Source organism: Shewanella fidelis ATCC BAA-318, assembly GCF_000518605.1.
GTDB classification, from domain to species: Bacteria; Pseudomonadota; Gammaproteobacteria; order Enterobacterales; family Shewanellaceae; genus Shewanella; species Shewanella fidelis.
In genome coordinates, this window is sequence record NZ_KI912460.1 from 67,741 (window position 1) to 84,581 (window position 16,841).

General features: G+C 40.9%; 14 protein-coding genes and 6 tRNA genes. 7 read left to right on the plus strand and 13 right to left on the minus strand.

Annotation, left to right across the window (positions count from 1 at the left end; all coding sequences use genetic code 11):
- Window positions 1-76, minus strand: a tRNA-Asn gene (locus tag L884_RS0118105).
- 893 nt (window positions 77-969) lie between these two features.
- Here L884_RS0118105 and uvrB point away from each other — a divergent pair.
- On the plus strand, window positions 970-2,976 hold the full coding sequence (gene uvrB, locus L884_RS0118110) for an excinuclease ABC subunit UvrB (RefSeq protein ID WP_028768813.1): 2,007 nt from the start codon (window positions 970-972) through the stop codon (window positions 2,974-2,976).
- Between the two features lie 106 nt (window positions 2,977-3,082).
- Here uvrB and rrtA read toward each other — a convergent pair whose 3' ends face one another.
- The gene (gene rrtA / locus L884_RS0118115; RefSeq protein WP_245603166.1) at window positions 3,083-3,634 is read right to left on the minus strand and encodes a rhombosortase; all 552 of its coding nucleotides are present in this window, start codon (window positions 3,632-3,634) and stop codon (window positions 3,083-3,085) included.
- Between the two features lie 105 nt (window positions 3,635-3,739).
- Complete coding sequence (gene queC, locus L884_RS0118120; protein ID WP_028768815.1) at window positions 3,740-4,432, minus strand: 7-cyano-7-deazaguanine synthase QueC; 693 nt, start codon at window positions 4,430-4,432, stop codon at window positions 3,740-3,742.
- Window positions 4,433-4,574: 142 nt separating this feature from the next.
- Here queC and queE point away from each other — a divergent pair, with 142 nt between their 5' ends.
- Window positions 4,575-5,243, plus strand: coding sequence for a 7-carboxy-7-deazaguanine synthase QueE (gene queE, locus L884_RS0118125; protein WP_028768816.1), 669 nt, complete (start codon window positions 4,575-4,577; stop codon window positions 5,241-5,243).
- A gap of 57 nt (window positions 5,244-5,300) precedes the next feature.
- On the opposite strand, the gene L884_RS0118130 is transcribed toward queE, so the two are convergent.
- From L884_RS0118130 to L884_RS0118155, 6 genes are all read right to left on the minus strand, one after another.
- A complete protein-coding gene (locus L884_RS0118130) occupies window positions 5,301-6,374 on the minus strand; it encodes a PLP-dependent cysteine synthase family protein (protein ID WP_028768817.1) in 1,074 nt (357 codons plus the stop codon).
- Window positions 6,375-6,674: 300 nt separating this feature from the next.
- Window positions 6,675-6,759: transfer RNA gene (locus L884_RS0118135), tRNA-Tyr, on the minus strand.
- 29 nt (window positions 6,760-6,788) lie between these two features.
- A tRNA-Tyr gene (locus tag L884_RS0118140) sits at window positions 6,789-6,873 on the minus strand.
- A 77-nt stretch (window positions 6,874-6,950) separates the two neighbouring features.
- Window positions 6,951-7,035, minus strand: a tRNA-Tyr gene (locus tag L884_RS0118145).
- 74 nt (window positions 7,036-7,109) lie between these two features.
- Window positions 7,110-7,194, minus strand: a tRNA-Tyr gene (locus L884_RS0118150).
- A gap of 77 nt (window positions 7,195-7,271) precedes the next feature.
- A tRNA-Tyr gene (locus tag L884_RS0118155) sits at window positions 7,272-7,356 on the minus strand.
- A 414-nt stretch (window positions 7,357-7,770) separates the two neighbouring features.
- On the opposite strand from L884_RS0118155, the gene L884_RS0118160 reads away from it, so the two are divergent.
- The 3 genes from L884_RS0118160 to L884_RS0118170 all read left to right on the plus strand — a co-directional run bounded on the left by L884_RS0118160 (window position 7,771) and on the right by L884_RS0118170 (window position 10,923).
- Window positions 7,771-8,262: a VC2046/SO_2500 family protein gene (locus L884_RS0118160; protein WP_084221466.1), complete on the plus strand. Its 492-nt coding sequence runs from the start codon at window positions 7,771-7,773 to the stop codon at window positions 8,260-8,262.
- Window positions 8,263-8,335: 73 nt separating this feature from the next.
- Window positions 8,336-8,623, plus strand: coding sequence for a DUF406 family protein (locus L884_RS0118165; RefSeq protein WP_028768819.1), 288 nt, complete (start codon window positions 8,336-8,338; stop codon window positions 8,621-8,623).
- A gap of 125 nt (window positions 8,624-8,748) precedes the next feature.
- Entirely contained in the window at window positions 8,749-10,923 is a 2,175-nt protein-coding gene (locus L884_RS0118170; RefSeq protein ID WP_028768820.1) for a putative bifunctional diguanylate cyclase/phosphodiesterase, read from the plus strand.
- Window positions 10,924-10,935: 12 nt separating this feature from the next.
- Here L884_RS0118170 and L884_RS0118175 read toward each other — a convergent pair whose 3' ends face one another.
- Together L884_RS0118175 and L884_RS0118180 are read right to left on the minus strand one after the other, a co-directional pair.
- On the minus strand, window positions 10,936-11,415 hold the full coding sequence (locus L884_RS0118175) for a YchJ family protein (protein WP_028768821.1): 480 nt from the start codon (window positions 11,413-11,415) through the stop codon (window positions 10,936-10,938).
- On the minus strand, window positions 11,396-11,986 hold the full coding sequence (locus L884_RS0118180; RefSeq protein WP_028768822.1) for a YybH family protein: 591 nt from the start codon (window positions 11,984-11,986) through the stop codon (window positions 11,396-11,398). The genes L884_RS0118175 and L884_RS0118180 overlap by 20 nt, the downstream gene beginning before the upstream one ends.
- 162 nt (window positions 11,987-12,148) lie before the next feature.
- Here L884_RS0118180 and smrA point away from each other — a divergent pair, with 162 nt between their 5' ends.
- On the plus strand, window positions 12,149-12,739 hold the full coding sequence (gene smrA, locus L884_RS0118185) for a DNA endonuclease SmrA (RefSeq protein WP_028768823.1): 591 nt from the start codon (window positions 12,149-12,151) through the stop codon (window positions 12,737-12,739).
- Window positions 12,740-12,872: 133 nt separating this feature from the next.
- On the opposite strand, the gene L884_RS0118190 is transcribed toward smrA, so the two are convergent.
- On the minus strand, window positions 12,873-14,720 hold the full coding sequence (locus L884_RS0118190) for a M2 family metallopeptidase (protein WP_028768824.1): 1,848 nt from the start codon (window positions 14,718-14,720) through the stop codon (window positions 12,873-12,875).
- 665 nt (window positions 14,721-15,385) lie between these two features.
- On the minus strand, window positions 15,386-16,060 hold the full coding sequence (locus L884_RS22375) for a winged helix-turn-helix domain-containing protein (protein ID WP_051435691.1): 675 nt from the start codon (window positions 16,058-16,060) through the stop codon (window positions 15,386-15,388).
- Between the two features lie 381 nt (window positions 16,061-16,441).
- On the opposite strand from L884_RS22375, the gene L884_RS0118205 reads away from it, so the two are divergent.
- Entirely contained in the window at window positions 16,442-16,660 is a 219-nt protein-coding gene (locus L884_RS0118205; protein ID WP_028768826.1) for a DUF6500 family protein, read from the plus strand.
- Window positions 16,661-16,841: the final 181 nt, after the last annotated feature.

Here is a 16,841-nt window from a genome sequence, read left to right on the forward strand (position 1 = left end):
TGGCTCCCCAGACTGGACTTGAACCAGTGACATACGGATTAACAGTCCGCCGTTCTACCGACTGAACTACAGGGGAATCGGTTGAGTTACGTCTCGTTGAAGACGGAGCGCATATTAAATCGCTCTTACAACTGAGTCAACTCGACAAGGGAAAAAAAATGAAATTATACGCTTAAGTGGTTACCTAACGCGCACAATGTTGATGAATGCAGCAATTTTGTTAAATAGTGAACAGTTATAAATGGTAAGCCCATGACTTAATCAAGGTTTTATTGCTAAGCCTTTTTAACGATTGCGATTTCAGCTGAATTTTTATCGAACAAACTTTCATTTGTAAGAAACTTTCAATGAATCCAGTTCGGGGCATTCAAGATACGACTTACTAGAACACCCAGTACTGCAAGCTTTGCATGAGTTATCCACTAAATCTGTGGATAAGCCTGTGGGTTAGTGGCAAAAACGGCCAGCAAATGCCGATGGATAGGGACTTGGGCTTAAATTGAACGAAAATATCGTCTGTTTTTTTTAAGTATAGAAAACAATGTGATGCAAAAATCAACAGTTAATTTGGACTCCTAGCGTTATTGTTACAGTCTTGTAATATATCCGACGATATTTATTGTGAATTAATGCGGCTGTTTTGCTAGTGTTGACGCTGACGTTAGTTCTAAAGTTGGATATTTTTGGGCGTTATAAAGTTTCAATAAAGTACAGGACTGCAGTATTGCGGCTCATATTATGTCGTGAGCACATCAATAAGCTCTCAGTTTAAACACCTTAACAACAGATAACGCTGTTGTAGCTTGATGTATAGTACCTGTTTCATACTTAGTGACAGCACTTAAGCGGCATAATTCACTGGTAACAGTGGTGTATAATATTCTTGCTAGATTAAAGATAGATAAAACAGCGTCTTTAATAAGCAAACTAAGGTAGTATGTATACATATCTTTAGAAGGAAGTGTTTGAGTGTCAGAATCTGTATTTCAGTTAGAATCTTCATATAAGCCTGCGGGCGATCAACCTACTGCTATTAATAAACTTGTCGATGGACTCGAGTCGGGTATCGCTTGCCAAACACTGTTAGGTGTTACTGGCTCAGGTAAAACCTTTACCATTGCTAATGTTATCGAAAAGATGTCGCGACCAACCATTATTATGGCGCCGAATAAAACCTTAGCTGCACAGTTATATGGTGAGATGAAAGAGTTTTTCCCTCATAACGCTGTTGAGTACTTTGTTTCTTATTACGATTACTATCAACCCGAAGCTTACGTGCCGTCTACTGGTACATTCATCGAAAAAGATGCTTCAGTAAACGCGCATATTGAACAGATGCGATTATCGGCAACCAAAGCCTTACTTGAGCGCAAAGATGTTGTGTTAATCGCCTCTGTATCAGCAATTTATGGTTTGGGCGACCCTAAAGCGTATATGCAGATGTTATTGCACCTAAGAGAAGGTGCAATTATGGAGCAAAGAGCCATACTCAAACGTCTGAGCGAATTACAATATACTCGTAATGATATTGAACTGCAGCGTGGTACTTACCGGGTGAGAGGTGAGGTTATTGATATCTTCCCTGCTGATTCAGACAAACACGCGATTCGCATTGAACTGTTTGATGATGAAATAGAGCGCTTGAGTTTATTTGATCCATTAACTGGACATATTTTTAAACGGATTGCTCGGACTACGGTTTACCCTAAGAGCCATTATGTGACACCTCGAGAATCCATATTAGCTGCCACCGAAGAAATTAAACAAGAACTGAGAGAACGTAAAAAGCAGTTACTTGATTTAAATAAGCTAATTGAAGAGCAGCGGATCACTGAACGGGTGCAATATGATGTCGAAATGATGACAGAGCTTGGTTATTGTTCTGGCATTGAAAACTACTCCCGATATTTATCAGGTCGTGCTCCTGGGGATGGCCCACCAACGCTATTAGATTATCTGCCTGAAGATGGCTTGCTGATTATCGATGAGTCCCATGTCACTGTGCCACAAATTGGTGCCATGTATAAGGGTGATCGCTCTCGAAAAATGAATCTTGTTGAGTATGGCTTTCGACTCCCTTCGGCGCTTGACAATCGACCGCTGAAATTTGAAGAGTTTGAGGCGCTGATGCCGCAAAGTATTTTCGTTTCAGCAACCCCCAACGAGTATGAGATTGAAAAGTCGGATGGCGAAATAGCTGAACAGGTAGTGCGCCCTACAGGACTGCTCGATCCAGAGATTGAAGTCAGGCCGGTCGGTATTCAAGTTGATGACTTGTTGTCTGAAATAGGCAAGCGGGTTGCGGTCAATGAACGTGTGCTGGTGACAACACTAACCAAGCGCATGTCTGAGGATCTCACTGAGTATTTAGATGAGCATGGAGTTAAAGTTCGCTATTTACACTCAGATATCGATACAGTTGAACGGGTTGAGATTATTCGAGATCTAAGACTTGGGGTTTTTGATGTATTGATCGGTATTAACTTATTACGAGAAGGGCTAGATATGCCTGAAGTCTCGTTAGTTTGTATTTTAGATGCAGATAAAGAGGGCTTTTTACGTTCTGAACGCTCACTTATTCAGACCATAGGTCGTGCAGCACGTAATGTGAATGGTAAAGTTATTCTGTATGCGGATCGCATCACTAAGTCAATGGACAAAGCGATAACAGAGACCAATCGTCGCCGAGAGAAGCAGCATAAGTTCAATGTGGATAATGGCATCACACCGAAAGGGGTGGTTAAACGTATCACAGATGTAATGGACGTGGGTGATACGTCGGACATCAGTCAAGATAACCTCAAGCGTGTCGCTGAGCCTAACGCGACTTATCATGCAAGACCTGCAGATATTAGCCACGAAATTGATAGGCTAGAAAAGCAGATGCATGAACATGCTAAGAATCTTGAATTCGAGCAAGCAGCTGCTATTCGTGATCAAGTGAGCCAGCTGAGGGAGCAATTTATTAAGGCCTAAATAAAGCCAGTTTAAGGTGACTTAAACTGGCTTTTTTATGAGGTTAGGCTGCGTACCAAACAAACACGGTTTGCTTTTGCACCAATTGCTTTTAAGGGTAAACAGCTTATTTAGCTGTGACCCTTGTTGCGAATATTACTTTACTAGCAATCACAATGAGTGCACAACTCATCCCCGTTAACATACCGATTAAATGCGCTTCAGTGGCGACACGAGCATCAATTAATGCGGTTACTTCTACACTGGCACCAAAATATTGCTCATAGGCAACCTTAGCTATTATGCCTAACAATAATAAGTAACCAGACTTATAACCATCGCGAATATCAAATACTGCGCCATAGGCAAACAGTCCATGCAATACGCCGCTTAGACCCACATAGCCAATTAGTGCCGGATAAAATATCAGTAAACCTAATCCTTGCAACAAACATAAGCACACAAGTAAAAGGCTTAATGCTTTGAGTCGATAATGTTGTTCATGTAGCGCTACAATGACCCACATACCAGCAAGGTTCATCACCAAATGCCAAAGATTTGTGTGCAGTAGGTTGCCTGTCACTAAACGCCACCATTGACCGTCTAAGATTAGCTCTCTTTGATAAGCGAGTGTCGGTGCAAGGTTTGTAAAATATAGCGTGACAGATAAAATGCTCACCACAAAGGCCAACACGTAAGGGCTCGTTAGCCAAAGTCTTACTTTATTATGGTTAGATCTGAGCAAGTAAACAGTCCCTTTGGGTTAATTTTGCTATAGCCTGAGTTAATCGTTAGCAGTTTTGCTTGCTAACTGCGCTTGGATCGCCTCTTTATTATTTAGGTATTCTTCAAGGCCACGCTGGCGCAATAGGCAAGCAGGGCATGTACCGCAGCCATCACCTTTAAAACCGTTATAACAAGTCAGTGTTTCATGACGAACAAGGGATAAACTCTCAAGCTTATCTGCTAGCGCCCAAGTTTCAGCTTTATCTAACCACATTAGCGGAGTTGAAATTGTCAGTTTTTTATCCATGCCTTGCTCAAGTGCGTTTTGCATCGCTTTGACAAAATCATTGCGGCAATCTGGATAACCGGAAAAGTCAGTTTCACAAACCCCAGTGATCACCGTATCTGCACCTAATTGGTAAGCATAGATCCCCGCCAAGGTTAAAAATAAAATGTTTCTGCCTGGTACAAAGGTATTGGGTAAACCGTTTTCCATCAATTCATTAGAGACTGGAATAGCATCTCTTGTTAGGGCCGAAATTGCCAATTCATTGAGTAGAGTCACATCCATCACTTTATGACTCGCAAGTTTTAGTTTGCTGGCGAGTTCTTTGGCAATGTCTATCTCTTGTCTATGTCTTTGACCATAATCGAAAGTAATGCCGTGAACCTCATCAAATTGTTGAAGGGCTTGAATAAGACAGGTGGTCGAGTCTTGACCACCACTAAAAACTACAACGGCTTTTGACATAATAAAATCTAATCTAGTAATAAGTAAGACCCAATAGTTTAACGCAGCCGTCTGTGCTTTGAAAATACTTGGCTTTGAAACTACTTGCGACTATAGCTGAAATCCTCTATAACTTCGCTCCGGTTAACCAAGAGGCAAAATCATGAAGTATCCAGTAAATGAAGTATTTGAAACCATACAAGGCGAGGGGACTTTTACCGGCGTCCCAGCTATATTCGTAAGACTTCAGGGCTGCCCTGTTGGTTGCTCTTGGTGTGATACTAAACAGACGTGGGAATTATTAGAGTCAAATAGAGTCGCTCCAGAAGATGTTATTCAAGTTGATGGTGCTATTGGTCGTTGGGCTGAATTAACTGCTAGTGAATTGGTTGCAGCGTTTAACGCTAAGGGTTTTAATGCCAAACATGTGGTGATCACGGGTGGCGAACCTTGTTTATATGATCTGACTGAAATGACTGATTATTTACATAGCCAAGGTTATCAGACTCAAATTGAAACAAGTGGTACTTTTGAGGTGCAGTGTGCTGCCGATACTTGGGTGACAGTGTCTCCTAAGGTGAATATGAAAGGTGGCTACCAAGTACTTAAGCAGGCTTTAACCCGTGCAAATGAAATCAAGCACCCAGTTGCGACAGAAAAGCACATAACTGAACTTGATGAATTGTTAGCAGGAATTGAGTTAACTGATAAAACAGTGTGTTTACAGCCTATTAGCCAGAAGAGTCGCGCTACTGAGTTGGCGATGGCAACATGTATTGCGCGTAATTGGCGCCTTTCCATTCAAACCCACAAGTATTTAGATATCGATTAAGTACAAGTAACTAAAAGCCCTTAGATATTAAGGGCTTTTTTGTAGTTGTAGCGCATATTATTCGCTTGGAAAGTCTAGCTTATTTGTGGCACTAAACTGCTGTAATGCGTTTGCGTACGGTGTTAAATCACCGATATTATCCGCAATCCACTGAGCGTTATAATAAGTATCTAAATAGCGTTCGCCTGAATCACATAACAAAGTCACGATTGAACCAGATTGACCGTTTGCTACCATTTCGCTTGCGAGTTGCAGTACCCCATATAAGTTAGTGCCGGTAGAAGGCCCGGTTTTTCGGCCTATAATCGTTTCTAACCAGTTAATGGTGGCTATCGAAGCCGCATCTGGAATTTTACGCATCTGATCGACAACACCTGGGATGAATGAAGGCTCAGCTCTGGGACGGCCAATGCCTTCTATTTTACTACCTGCTGTGCAAGTAACCTTGCTATTGCCACTATTGTAATAGTCAAAAAATACCGAATTTTCAGGATCAACTACACAAAGTTGACTGTTCAATTGTTGATAGCGGATATAGCGACCAATAGTCGCAGAGGTGCCCCCCGTACCCGCACTCATAACAATCCATGTTGGGATTGGATATTGCTCTTTTTCCATCTGATTGAAGATAGAATTGGCAATATTGTTATTGCCACGCCAATCCGTTGCGCGTTCTGCATAGGTAAACTGATCCATGTAATGGCCATTTAACTGCGCTGCTAAGCGTTCTGATTCTGCATATATTTTGCTTGAATGATCAACGAAGTGACATTGGCCACCGTAGAATTCAATTTGCTGTATTTTCTTTTTGGCTGTAGTGCTTGGCATAACGGCGATAAAGGGCAGTCCCAGTAATCTAGCAAAGTAAGCTTCTGATACCGCGGTACTACCAGATGAAGATTCGATTACAGTCGTGCCTTGTTTGATCCATCCATTACATAGTGCATATAGAAAAAGTGAACGCGCGAGACGGTGTTTAAGGCTACCTGTTGGGTGGGTACTTTCATCTTTTAAATAGATATCGATACCTTCAAGGTTAGGTGTTTCTAGCTTAATCAAATGAGTATCGGCACTGCGCTGAAAGTCTGCTTCAATTTTTTCAATTGCTTGATTGACCCAAGAATTAGTCACGTTATTGCCTCTTAGTATAAATATCTAAAACAGAGCTTAGCGGTTTCGAGACCAAGCAACAAGCATAAAGGGAATAGCAATTATTGCAGGTATTAACCTTAAATTAATTTGTACAAAACGCCCTGAGTAGAGCAAATTGCTAAAACAATCATAGTGAAAAGGTATAACAGTTTGTAGCGTTAGTGTTTGACAAGATGTTTAGTGACGTTTGGTGCTTTTAAAGTGATGCGTTGTCTTGTATTGGGGGATTGTTGCTAGTAAGTGAGATTTTATCGCAGGAGAACTAAATAGAGGTTGAAGTGGTGGAGGGAGAAGGATTCGAACCTTCGAAGGCTGAGCCGTCAGATTTACAGTCTGATCCCTTTGGCCACTCGGGAACCCCTCCTGAGTATTTCTCTACAAATTGTACGCAAATGGTGGAGGGAGAAGGATTCGAACCTTCGAAGGCTGAGCCGTCAGATTTACAGTCTGATCCCTTTGGCCACTCGGGAACCCCTCCAGATTTTCTTAACTTCGGTCTTGCGCATTGCATTGGCCTGCAATGTTTAAAGCTTTACTTTTTTTGAACTTAAGAAGTGGTGGAGGGAGAAGGATTCGAACCTTCGAAGGCTGAGCCGTCAGATTTACAGTCTGATCCCTTTGGCCACTCGGGAACCCCTCCACATTGTTACTTCATCTTGCACATTGCATTGGCCTGCAATGTTTATAGCTTTACTTTGTTTTGAACTTAAGAAGTGGTGGAGGGAGAAGGATTCGAACCTTCGAAGGCTGAGCCGTCAGATTTACAGTCTGATCCCTTTGGCCACTCGGGAACCCCTCCACATTTTTCTTAACTTCGGTCTTGCACACAACATTGGCCTGCTGTGTTTGTAGCGTTTACTTCAATTTGACAAGAAATGGTGGAGGGAGAAGGATTCGAACCTTCGAAGGCTGAGCCGTCAGATTTACAGTCTGATCCCTTTGGCCACTCGGGAACCCCTCCTCAATTGCGGCGGCAATAGTAGTCAGAATTTTTTCTGCTGTAAAGCCTAAATATAAAATAACTGACTGTTTGCTCAATTAACTTACAACGAGTTGTTTCCTCGATGCATTCTTATTCAATTTGGGTACATTTTACAGACAACAACTGCGACTTGGTTATATTTGAATCAATTATCAAGCTGTTGCCTTTTTGGCGATGTTTGTAGTGAGCAGTTTAATTGCTGCAGCGTTACGTTTGGCTGTTAAAGGTTACTGTTTATGTTGAGATGAAAATGGCCACAACTAGGAAAGGTATATCGGCAGTGACTTATTTAGATAAAAAATCAGTTTAATTTATAAAATAAACACTAAAGTAATTGTTGTACTAGCCGATTAACTTACAACGAGTTGTTTTATAGGTTTATTTCTGTTCAATATGAGTGCTATTCAAACAAATAGTGTTTTAGTCAACGAATCACAGTTAGGTGTGAGGCTTAATCAAGCGATTGGCTCAAACCGACGTGGTGAGTTTGGGCTATTACTCTCTTTGTTATCTATTGACGCTCGTGATATGGCTCAATTTAATACCGAAAAGTATAAATTAGCAGATTTAAGAGCTAAGTTTGATTTACCAGAGCAACAGAGGTTACTTAATCAACTCGATACAGACGAATTATGTATTGATAATAGCCAAGTATACCAGCAGGGCGGTGTTACCGCTTTTAGATTAGCCAACGCCATACATGAAGAAGCAATGGTGATCCGTAGAAATGAATCGCTAGATATGGAAGAGGTATTGGCTAATTGCGAACTAAATGTTCGCAATAAATATAAACGAGTTAACGCCAGCGCTGAACTACAGCTGACACATTTTGTTGATCAGTTGCAAATGCAACGCAAAATGAGTGAGTTTATTGCGCAAGCTTGAAGATGATCCTGCTTTATTTTGGATTGCTGATATATAATTGGCACTCATTAATGTAAGTAGAGATTAATCTGATATGAAAAATATTCAACAAGCACAATCGGTTTTAGTGAATGATACCTGTACAGACTGTGGCAGCTTTGTGGATGTTGGTGCGGTAATTGACGAGTTTGATACTGTTTTAGCGCTTGAGCTTAATGGTGAAAACTGCCAGCAATTAGCCAAAGATGTTATTGCAAAAGCGCAAAGTCGTTTTGACGGTGTCACTGCGGAATCAGAATTTGCTGGTGACAGTGCAAAAGTGAACATTACCTTCTCTTATAGCGCTGAAAAAATGATATTTCAGCTTGAAAATGGTCTGTAATTGACTGTTGTTAACTTGCTGAAAATACGTTAACTCGTGTAATCTTGTACCCTATAAAAATAATATGTTAGCTTTATCTAATTTAAAGCCATTAGTAAACGATTGTTTACTCAACAGGATAACGTGTGAAGAAGCAGAAATCTCAACAGTTGTTGGAATACATTGTTAATTCAGAAGCCAAGCAGCAAGGTGATTTTAAAGCTACCGCTCAAATCGCCGCAGAGTTGCTTTCTCAGCAGCTTAATGTTTCCAATGTTGTCGTATCTGCTCTTTGTCATTTAGATGACAAACTAGAACAAATTATTCGCCTTTCCAATTTACACGCCAATCCTATCTCTTGTGTTCATCGCCCAAACCCTTCTGCAAGTCATGCTTTTATTAAGCAGCTTATAAACGAACGCCATATCTCATCTGAAGATTGTGCTCATGATAGCCGCTTACATGAATTAACGGCTTATTACCAAGCCCATGGCGTTGTTTCTGTCCTTGAAGTTGCTATCCGGATTAATGGGCATTTAGAGGGCGTATTAACGTTGGAGCGCTGTGAGTCATCGGAGCCTTGGCATGATAATGATGTGCAACTCTGCTCTCAAGTGGCGGATCAGCTAGCTTTAGCCCTAGCAACCCAACATGGCTATGACAAAGATGAGCGTATAACGCTGTTCTTATCGGCTGCAGAGCAGTCTGACCAAATTATGATGGTGGTTAATTTAAACACCGAGATAATTGAATACGTCAATAAGGCGCATTTTGAGTTAACCCAAGTAGCTAAAGAGCGCATTGTTGGTCGTAAGGTCAGAGTACTGGACTTTTTTAAACAATATCCGAGCTTATCTGAACAGGTTCTTGCTAAAGCACGTAACGGTGAGAGTGCCCAAGAAGAGATCAATCTGACCCGACAAGATGGTAGTAACTATTGGATGCGCCTTTCGGTTAAGCGCTTTATTTCTGAGCGTGGCAACCACTTTGCCTTAGTTAATGCCGAAAACTGTACAGAGCAACATCACCATCAAAGCGAGTTGGTTCGGTTAGCATGGCGATGTGGATTAACCGGTCTATTTAATCGGACCCACTTTAGTCGCGTATTGGAACAGCAAAAAAAAGGCCATTTAGTCTTGGTTGATTTGCGAGGTTTTAAGCGCTTTAACGACACTTACGGTCATGCAAATGGCGATGTCATGTTAGTTGAAGTGGCTAGACGTATAAGACACTTTGCTGAAGTCAATCAACTATCAGAAATTGCGCGTATAGGCAGTGATGAGTTTGCGATTCTTTTTGAAAATGAAGAAAATGAATCGTTAATTGAAGAGGCGACTGAACGACTATATCGTCAACTTGAAATTCCAATAACCATAGGTATTGAGCAGGTTGAACCAAAACCAGCATTAGCACGCGTTGATCTTGAATCAATTGAACAACTGTTTTCTCCACTGACCTGTGCCGATATCGCGTTACAGTACGCTAAAGCTAAGCAAGGCAGTGCAATCCAAGTATTTAATTCCGCGCTGCTTAATGCCTTTAAAGAAGATGCGCAAATTGAACGAGATTTGGTTGCGGCCATAAAAGGTCGTCAATTTGAGCTCTACTATCAACCGTTAAAAGATCTTAAAAAACAAGCTTACATAGGCGCTGAGGCGTTGATTCGTTGGCATCATCCTAAAAAAGGTGTGTTATATCCTGGGGCATTTATCGATATCGCTGAGCAATCAGGCTTGATTAACGACATTGGCTCATGGGTGTTAGAAGCTGCATGTAAGCAGTTAAATTTGTGGCAACGACATCAAATCGATATCTCAATGCATGTCAACGTATCTGCAAGGCAGTTTTTCAGCGGCAGTTTATTTGAACAAGTCTGGGAGCTCGTTACCCGCTATCGTTTAAAACCTCAAAGCCTTATCCTTGAAATCACCGAAACAGAGCTTATGGAAGACATTCGCTCGGCAACCAATTTATGTAATGAGTTATCAGATCTCGGTGTGGGTTTGGCAATTGATGACTTTGGTACTGGTTATAGCTCTATGCGCTATTTAAAGCAGTTTCCTATTAGCAAACTTAAAATTGATCGCTCGTTTATTTCTGATCTTTCAGTCAGTCATGAAAGCCGAGAAATTGTCAGTGCCATTATTGCAATGGCATCTGCGTTAAATATTTCATTGACGGCCGAAGGAGTAGAGACAAAAGAGCAAGAACTGTTTCTTGCAGAACACTTCTGCCATCAAGCGCAAGGCTTTTTATATAGCCCTGCATTGAGGGTATCAGAGTTTAGCGACTTTTTAACTAATAAAGCTGCTATCCACTAGTTAAGGCTGTTTTTAGCGCCAGCAACATTGCTTAAACTTTTTACCACTTCGGCAAACACAGGGGTCATTGCGCTTAGGCAGTATTGCAGCTTTTTGTTTTCCCTCTGTATATAACCAGCGGCCAGCTAGCTTTTCGAAACTAGAGTGTTCATGAATAGCGTCTAATTGGCCATCAAGTTTATACCAGGCTTGAAATGTTACGTAACCGCTATCGCCTCGCTGATCACTTGCGATGACATGTAAACTCAGCCATTCAGGGAGTGGCTCTTGAGTTAAATCTGCTTCGGTCAAGCCATTCAGAAAGTCGGGATGATGAGTATCGATAAGATACGAGTTTAGGCCTAGATAAAAGGCACAAAAACGGCTTCGCATTAACTGCTCTGGCGTGTCAGGCAATTGGCTTTTGCTATGAAATACTAGGCAACAGTCTTGGTATGTTTGTTCCGAGCAGCAAGGGCAGGTTGATTGTGGGTCAATGTTGAGGTTTTTCATCTTGGATTGACAATGAATTTTGGATAATTGAAGGAAATTGGCGGCCATAATAAAGGTTTGGGCTGGGTTTAGCATTAAAATAAAAAGATGCTTCAGCACGATTGTTGGTATCAACAGTTAGGTACCATTTTCCGTCTTGCTTCTTTTTCGACACGCCAACGAACTTACCCGCAAACTCACTACTTGGTTCACCATTATCAATTGGTGGATGAAAGCGAATAAGGTAATAGCCTATGTCGGTGGCGCTTCGCCCCTCAATGTTGCGTTCAATGACTCTAAAGTCTACTTCGATTTTGGCATTCTTATGTTTAATCTTACCGAAAAAGTTTTCATATAAAGCCACGATATTATCACGACCTATGGTGATCTCTTCGCCTTGGCTTTCAGGTATATAACAAGCATCTTCAGAATAGATAGACACCATTCTACTGGCATCTAATTCATTGAATGCTTGGCTAAATTGGCTGTAAACCTGGTTTAATGCTTGGTTATCATCAGCTGTAGCGGTTGTGATTGCGCTGAAATAGAGCAAACTGAATAATGTAAAGGCGGTTGCAACTTTTTTAAGCATGTAATAGGAGACACTAAGAATATAATAGGTAACACTATAATAGATGGCTTGGGTGAACTAAAGTATTAGATCTTTACAAGATGTGTTAATACTTGTTTAGTTCAGTCAGTTTAGGCTCCTAAGCTGCGGTAACGTTTGAAAGTGGTACTAAGTGGAGACATTATGGGTGATGATGAAATGAGCCTTTTTCTTGAAGAAATGGCCGGTGTACAACCACTTAAGAATAATACTACTGCAACAATTAATGAAAAAGCGGTGTCCACTCAAGCGCAAGATGCCCGCAGAAAACAGTTGCAGATGAGTGAGCAACTCGCACTGCTAACGTTAGATCCACACCTTATTACTGCGAGTGAGCCGGATGCAATTGTGGAGTTTAAACGAGACGGCGTACAAGAGGCTGTATTTCACCGCCTGCGTTTAGGCGGTTATCCGAGTAAGTTTGAAATCGATCTACATATGCTAAAGCCTCAGCAGGCGAGGGAAGTGTTATACCAGCAAATTATATTAGCTCGAGAGCGTGGTGAACGAAACATAATCGTGATCCACGGTAAAGGTGCTAAAACTAAGCCTTATCCTGCATTGATGAAATCATTTGCGATTAATTGGTTAGAGCAGATTGATGAGGTATTAGCTTTTCACTCTGCACAATTAAGACACGGCGGTGCGGGAGCGTTATATGTGATGTTAGCAAAGTCTGAGCAAAAGCGTATTGAAACCAAAGAAACCAACCATAAAGGTGTCAATGTTCGCTAGCGACAAGCAAAGTAAAAAGCCATTTCACGCCCGAGTGAAATGGCTTTATATGAGCGACTCAAAATTGAACGCTAAGAATTGGCATTAATACTAATTAGCATAATCTCTAGTCGCAGCGCTAATCTGCTTTTTGTTACCAACCACACTGACGGTTAGCTGCGCTATTTTGCTCATCTAACCATGTTTGCAATGGTGCGAAGTAATCAAGTACCGCTTTCGCATCCATTTCTTTAGTGCCAGTGACTACGGCTAGCGCTTCAGGCCAAGGCTGGCTTTGTCCCATTTCTAACATGGTATTAAGCTTAGCGCCGGCTTCTTTATTGCCATAAATACTGCATCTATGAACTGGTCCGGTGTCGCCAGCGATCTCACATAATGATTTATGGAACTGGAACTGCAGAATATGAGCCAAGAAATAGCGAGTATAAGGCACGTTGCCCGGTACGTGATATTTAGCCCCTGGATCAAAGTCAGCTTCGCTACGTGCAATAGGTGCTTTCACTCCTTGATATTGCTCCCGTAGTTCCCACCATGCTTGGTTATATTGCTCAGGGGTAATTTCACCGCTAAACACCTTCCAGCGCCATTGATCTATCATTAAACCAAATGGCAAAAAGGCAACTTTATCTAACGCTTGTTTTAGCAATAAACCAATATCTTTTGACGCATCAGGTACTTCATCCAATAAACCAATCTGCTTTAAATAGTTAGGTGTTATTGACAAAGCAACGGTGTCACCAATAGCTTCATGGAAGCCGTCATTAGCACTGTTTTTAAAGATGAAAGGCTGGTTTTTATAGGCACGTTGATAGAAGTTATGTCCCAATTCATGATGAATAACGGTAAAGTCTTCTGCCGTCTTTTGGATACACATTTTGATGCGGATATCATCGAGGTTATCAAGATCCCAAGCTGAGGCGTGACACACGACATCTCTATCTTCTGGTTGGACAAACAAAGAACGTTGCCAAAAAGTCTCTGGTAATGGCTCAAACCCTAAAGAAGTAAAGAAGCTTTCTGCTTGCTTTACCATCTTAATTTCATCGTAATTATGTTTCGCTAAAAGTGCAGTTACATCATAGCCGGGATCGGCATCTTGTGGGGCAACTTGATTGTAAATATTGCCCCAGCTCTGGGCCCACATATTACCTAATAAATGCGCTGGGATCGGGCCATTTGCTGGTGCAACCTCATCACCGTATTGCTCATTTAGTTCACCACGAACATAACAGTGAAGTGAGTCGTATAGCGGTTTTACTTGACCCCATAAGCGGTCGAGTTCAGTTGAAAACTCATCGGGTTTCATATCGTAATTACTGCGCCAAAGTTCAGATAAGTTGGCATAACCAAGATCTTTAGCTCCTTCATTGGCGAGCACGACTTCTCTTTCAAATAGCGGCCGCATAGGTTTGGCTATTTCTCGCCAACCTTGCCAAACCTCGAGTAATTCATCTGGGTTTTTGGACGTTGCCATAATGGCGGAAAGCTCAGGCTGAGTTAGACAGCGACCATCTTCAAAGCAATATTTCCCTTTGCCGTATAAGCCGTTTAATTCAGAAGTGATCCCGGCAAGTTCTGCGTTTTTTGCGGGATCTAAAGGAGCGGGTAACACTATAGAGCTACGTAACATATTTAATTTACGTTTTTCTTCTTCACTGAGAGCCAGATCTGAGTATTGCGCTGCCTGAGTCGCCAGTTCTACTGATTTAGCTGTGTATTTTTCGGCGACACTTGCTGAAAGCGCTGCTGTGTCTTCAGTAATAAAGTTGCTGTAAATCCATTCAGAACGATTAATTTCAATTGATAGCTCTGCCATCGCTGACTCAGCATCTTGAATAAACTGTTTAGCTTCAGCTGTTTTGTCCACTGTAACCTTGGTCGGCTCAGCTTCAGTTTTATTACAGGCTGAGGTACTAAGCGCTATGGCGATCAGTGCCGCAAGTTTTGACACTGTGGTCACCTTGTTGAGGCTCTTGTTCATTCTCTAATCCCTTTGTTGTTTTTGTGTTGCATATTCTACTGAATTTGTTGCGAATTAATAGCGGTGTTCTGTAAAGTTGAAATAAAACGCAGCAACAGCCGAGTCTTGTTAGGGGCAGGCTTTAAAGTGTCTAGAAGTTTGGCTGCAACCTAGGTTTTATATTTTTAGAGGATCTGAATCGTTTCTGTGTGATGGTAATGGGTGGACTGAGAAAGACTAGTAGGTTGGGGATTAGTTATTTTTTACGTATGGCTGCAAGCTGAGGCTAATAGCTTACAGCTAAACATATTTACATTTTACAAGTCATATTAACGTTATAGAGCTTTTGTGTTTTTCGGCCTCTAAATATTAGCCTGCATTTATCATCAAGGTTGTAAGCTCTGAGACGGTAAAATTTTATCGACATATCAGGGTTGTACATTATGAACTCGTTATTGATTAACGGTTGATAAGTAAAGTTAAAAAAAGCACCGCTTTCTGATGGGGAGACCGTGCCTGAATTTGAATATGTTCTGCTAATTGCAAGTTGGTCAGCGTGCTGCTGTATATAGGTTGACCAGTGTGCTTTAGGGGTTTCAATTGTTCCCATCCAATGGCTTTGTTGCATTTGAGTTGCAGCGAGTAACAGTATATTTATTACCAATAAAGTGGTAAGAATAACTGCTTTATTGGCAACGCAGTAATTGTTGGCTTTTGAGATAAATACATTCATGGTTATCAATAGTTACTATGGTACGGTTATTCTTTTCAATGATATATGGGTATGGGGCTAAGTCTGCATGACTTTCATAAGCGGCTTTAAAATGAATGGCCTCTGATAGCCTTATAACCTGAAAGAGCGTTACTCCTGTGAGCATTAAGACTAAAAACAGTAGCCAAGGTTTGTCGCGTTTTGTGGAGCCTGCAAACAAATCGCTGTTAACAGCTTGTTCTTCAGCCACGTCAAAAGTGTTTTGCTCAACAGTTGCACAAGCCGGTTGGTTTAAAGGAGTGGCTAACGCAGTTGCGGGTTCTCTTTCAAAATTTAATCGATAGCCAATACCCGGATCGTTTATTAAGATTTCTTTTTTACTATCTTGTAAAACTTGTCTAGTACGAATAATTAATTGCGGTAAGCTTTCACTAGAAATATGTTTGGTCTTCCATACAACCTCAATAATTTGCTCTTTTGTCAATGTTGCTGGGTAAGCGGTGATTAAACAACTGAGTAAATCATATTGCTTTTGCGTGAGAACAGTTGCGTCAAAATAATCATTGACCGAATCACTATTTTTAATAAAAAGAGTGCGCGAGCCTTTTTTCCAATAAAAATTGCCTAGTTTTAAATAACCTGAAGTCATTATTTTACCGATGATTAAAGTACGTCTAGTTGGGGTTGCGAGTGATGAAGCGCGGCATTATACGCCTCATCACCTTCGATGCAAGCGCTTATAAAAAAAGTAATTTTATACAGGCATTTAAAATGTTGTTAAGGTTATTCTAGGGTTAATTAATGTAAGCCATTAGTGACCATATCGCAGTGTACTGTTTAAGTTTTGTGTCATCAGTAGAAAAGTTGAACAGATTTTTATTTAAGCTTGACGATATGCAAGTTCATGATTGTTGCAGTAAATAATGATATGTCGTTGTGGATATTGCTTTGTTAAACGGCGAAATATATGGTGACATTGTAAAAAGAAGCGAAGAGTCGCTAATCAGTAAACCTAGGAGCCTTGTATAAAATGCGTGGATCACTAAGAAGTAGAATCATTACTGTTTGCAATAAAAAAACTTCCCAAAAAGGGGATAATGTAGCTGTGTCATTTTATGCATTTTTTGCCAATAAAAATAATGAACCGGAATTATTAATGGAAGCGGCAACATGGTGGATTGAAACCCATAGGTTAGATCATTTTGAAAAAGCACATAAGATTATAAACATGGTAGACCAAGGTTTATAAATTTAATTTATTAAGAAAATATTAATTTAAACACTACAGATAACAAAGGTATTAATAGAGAATAGCTATGCGCAAAGGAACAGTGATCTTGTTAGTTTTATTGATAACGTCAAATCTGTTGTGGTTGGTTAATCTTGTGTATACACGAATTGATCATGCAGTCACGCTTACTTATCATGAC

Coding starts and splice junctions, on each gene's coding strand:
- queC (WP_028768815.1), bottom strand. CDS start 4,432: ATGTCAAAAGCCGTTGTAGTTTTTAGTGGTGGTCAAGACTCGACCACC.
- queE (WP_028768816.1), top strand. CDS start 4,575: ATGAAGTATCCAGTAAATGAAGTATTTGAAACCATACAAGGCGAGGGG.
- L884_RS0118160 (WP_084221466.1), top strand. CDS start 7,771: ATGAGTGCTATTCAAACAAATAGTGTTTTAGTCAACGAATCACAGTTA.
- L884_RS0118165 (WP_028768819.1), top strand. CDS start 8,336: ATGAAAAATATTCAACAAGCACAATCGGTTTTAGTGAATGATACCTGT.
- L884_RS0118175 (WP_028768821.1), bottom strand. CDS start 11,415: ATGAAAAACCTCAACATTGACCCACAATCAACCTGCCCTTGCTGCTCG.
- L884_RS0118180 (WP_028768822.1), bottom strand. CDS start 11,986: ATGCTTAAAAAAGTTGCAACCGCCTTTACATTATTCAGTTTGCTCTAT.
- smrA (WP_028768823.1), top strand. CDS start 12,149: ATGGGTGATGATGAAATGAGCCTTTTTCTTGAAGAAATGGCCGGTGTA.
- L884_RS0118190 (WP_028768824.1), bottom strand. CDS start 14,720: ATGAACAAGAGCCTCAACAAGGTGACCACAGTGTCAAAACTTGCGGCA.
- L884_RS22375 (WP_051435691.1), bottom strand. CDS start 16,060: ATGACTTCAGGTTATTTAAAACTAGGCAATTTTTATTGGAAAAAAGGC.
- L884_RS0118205 (WP_028768826.1), top strand. CDS start 16,442: ATGCGTGGATCACTAAGAAGTAGAATCATTACTGTTTGCAATAAAAAA.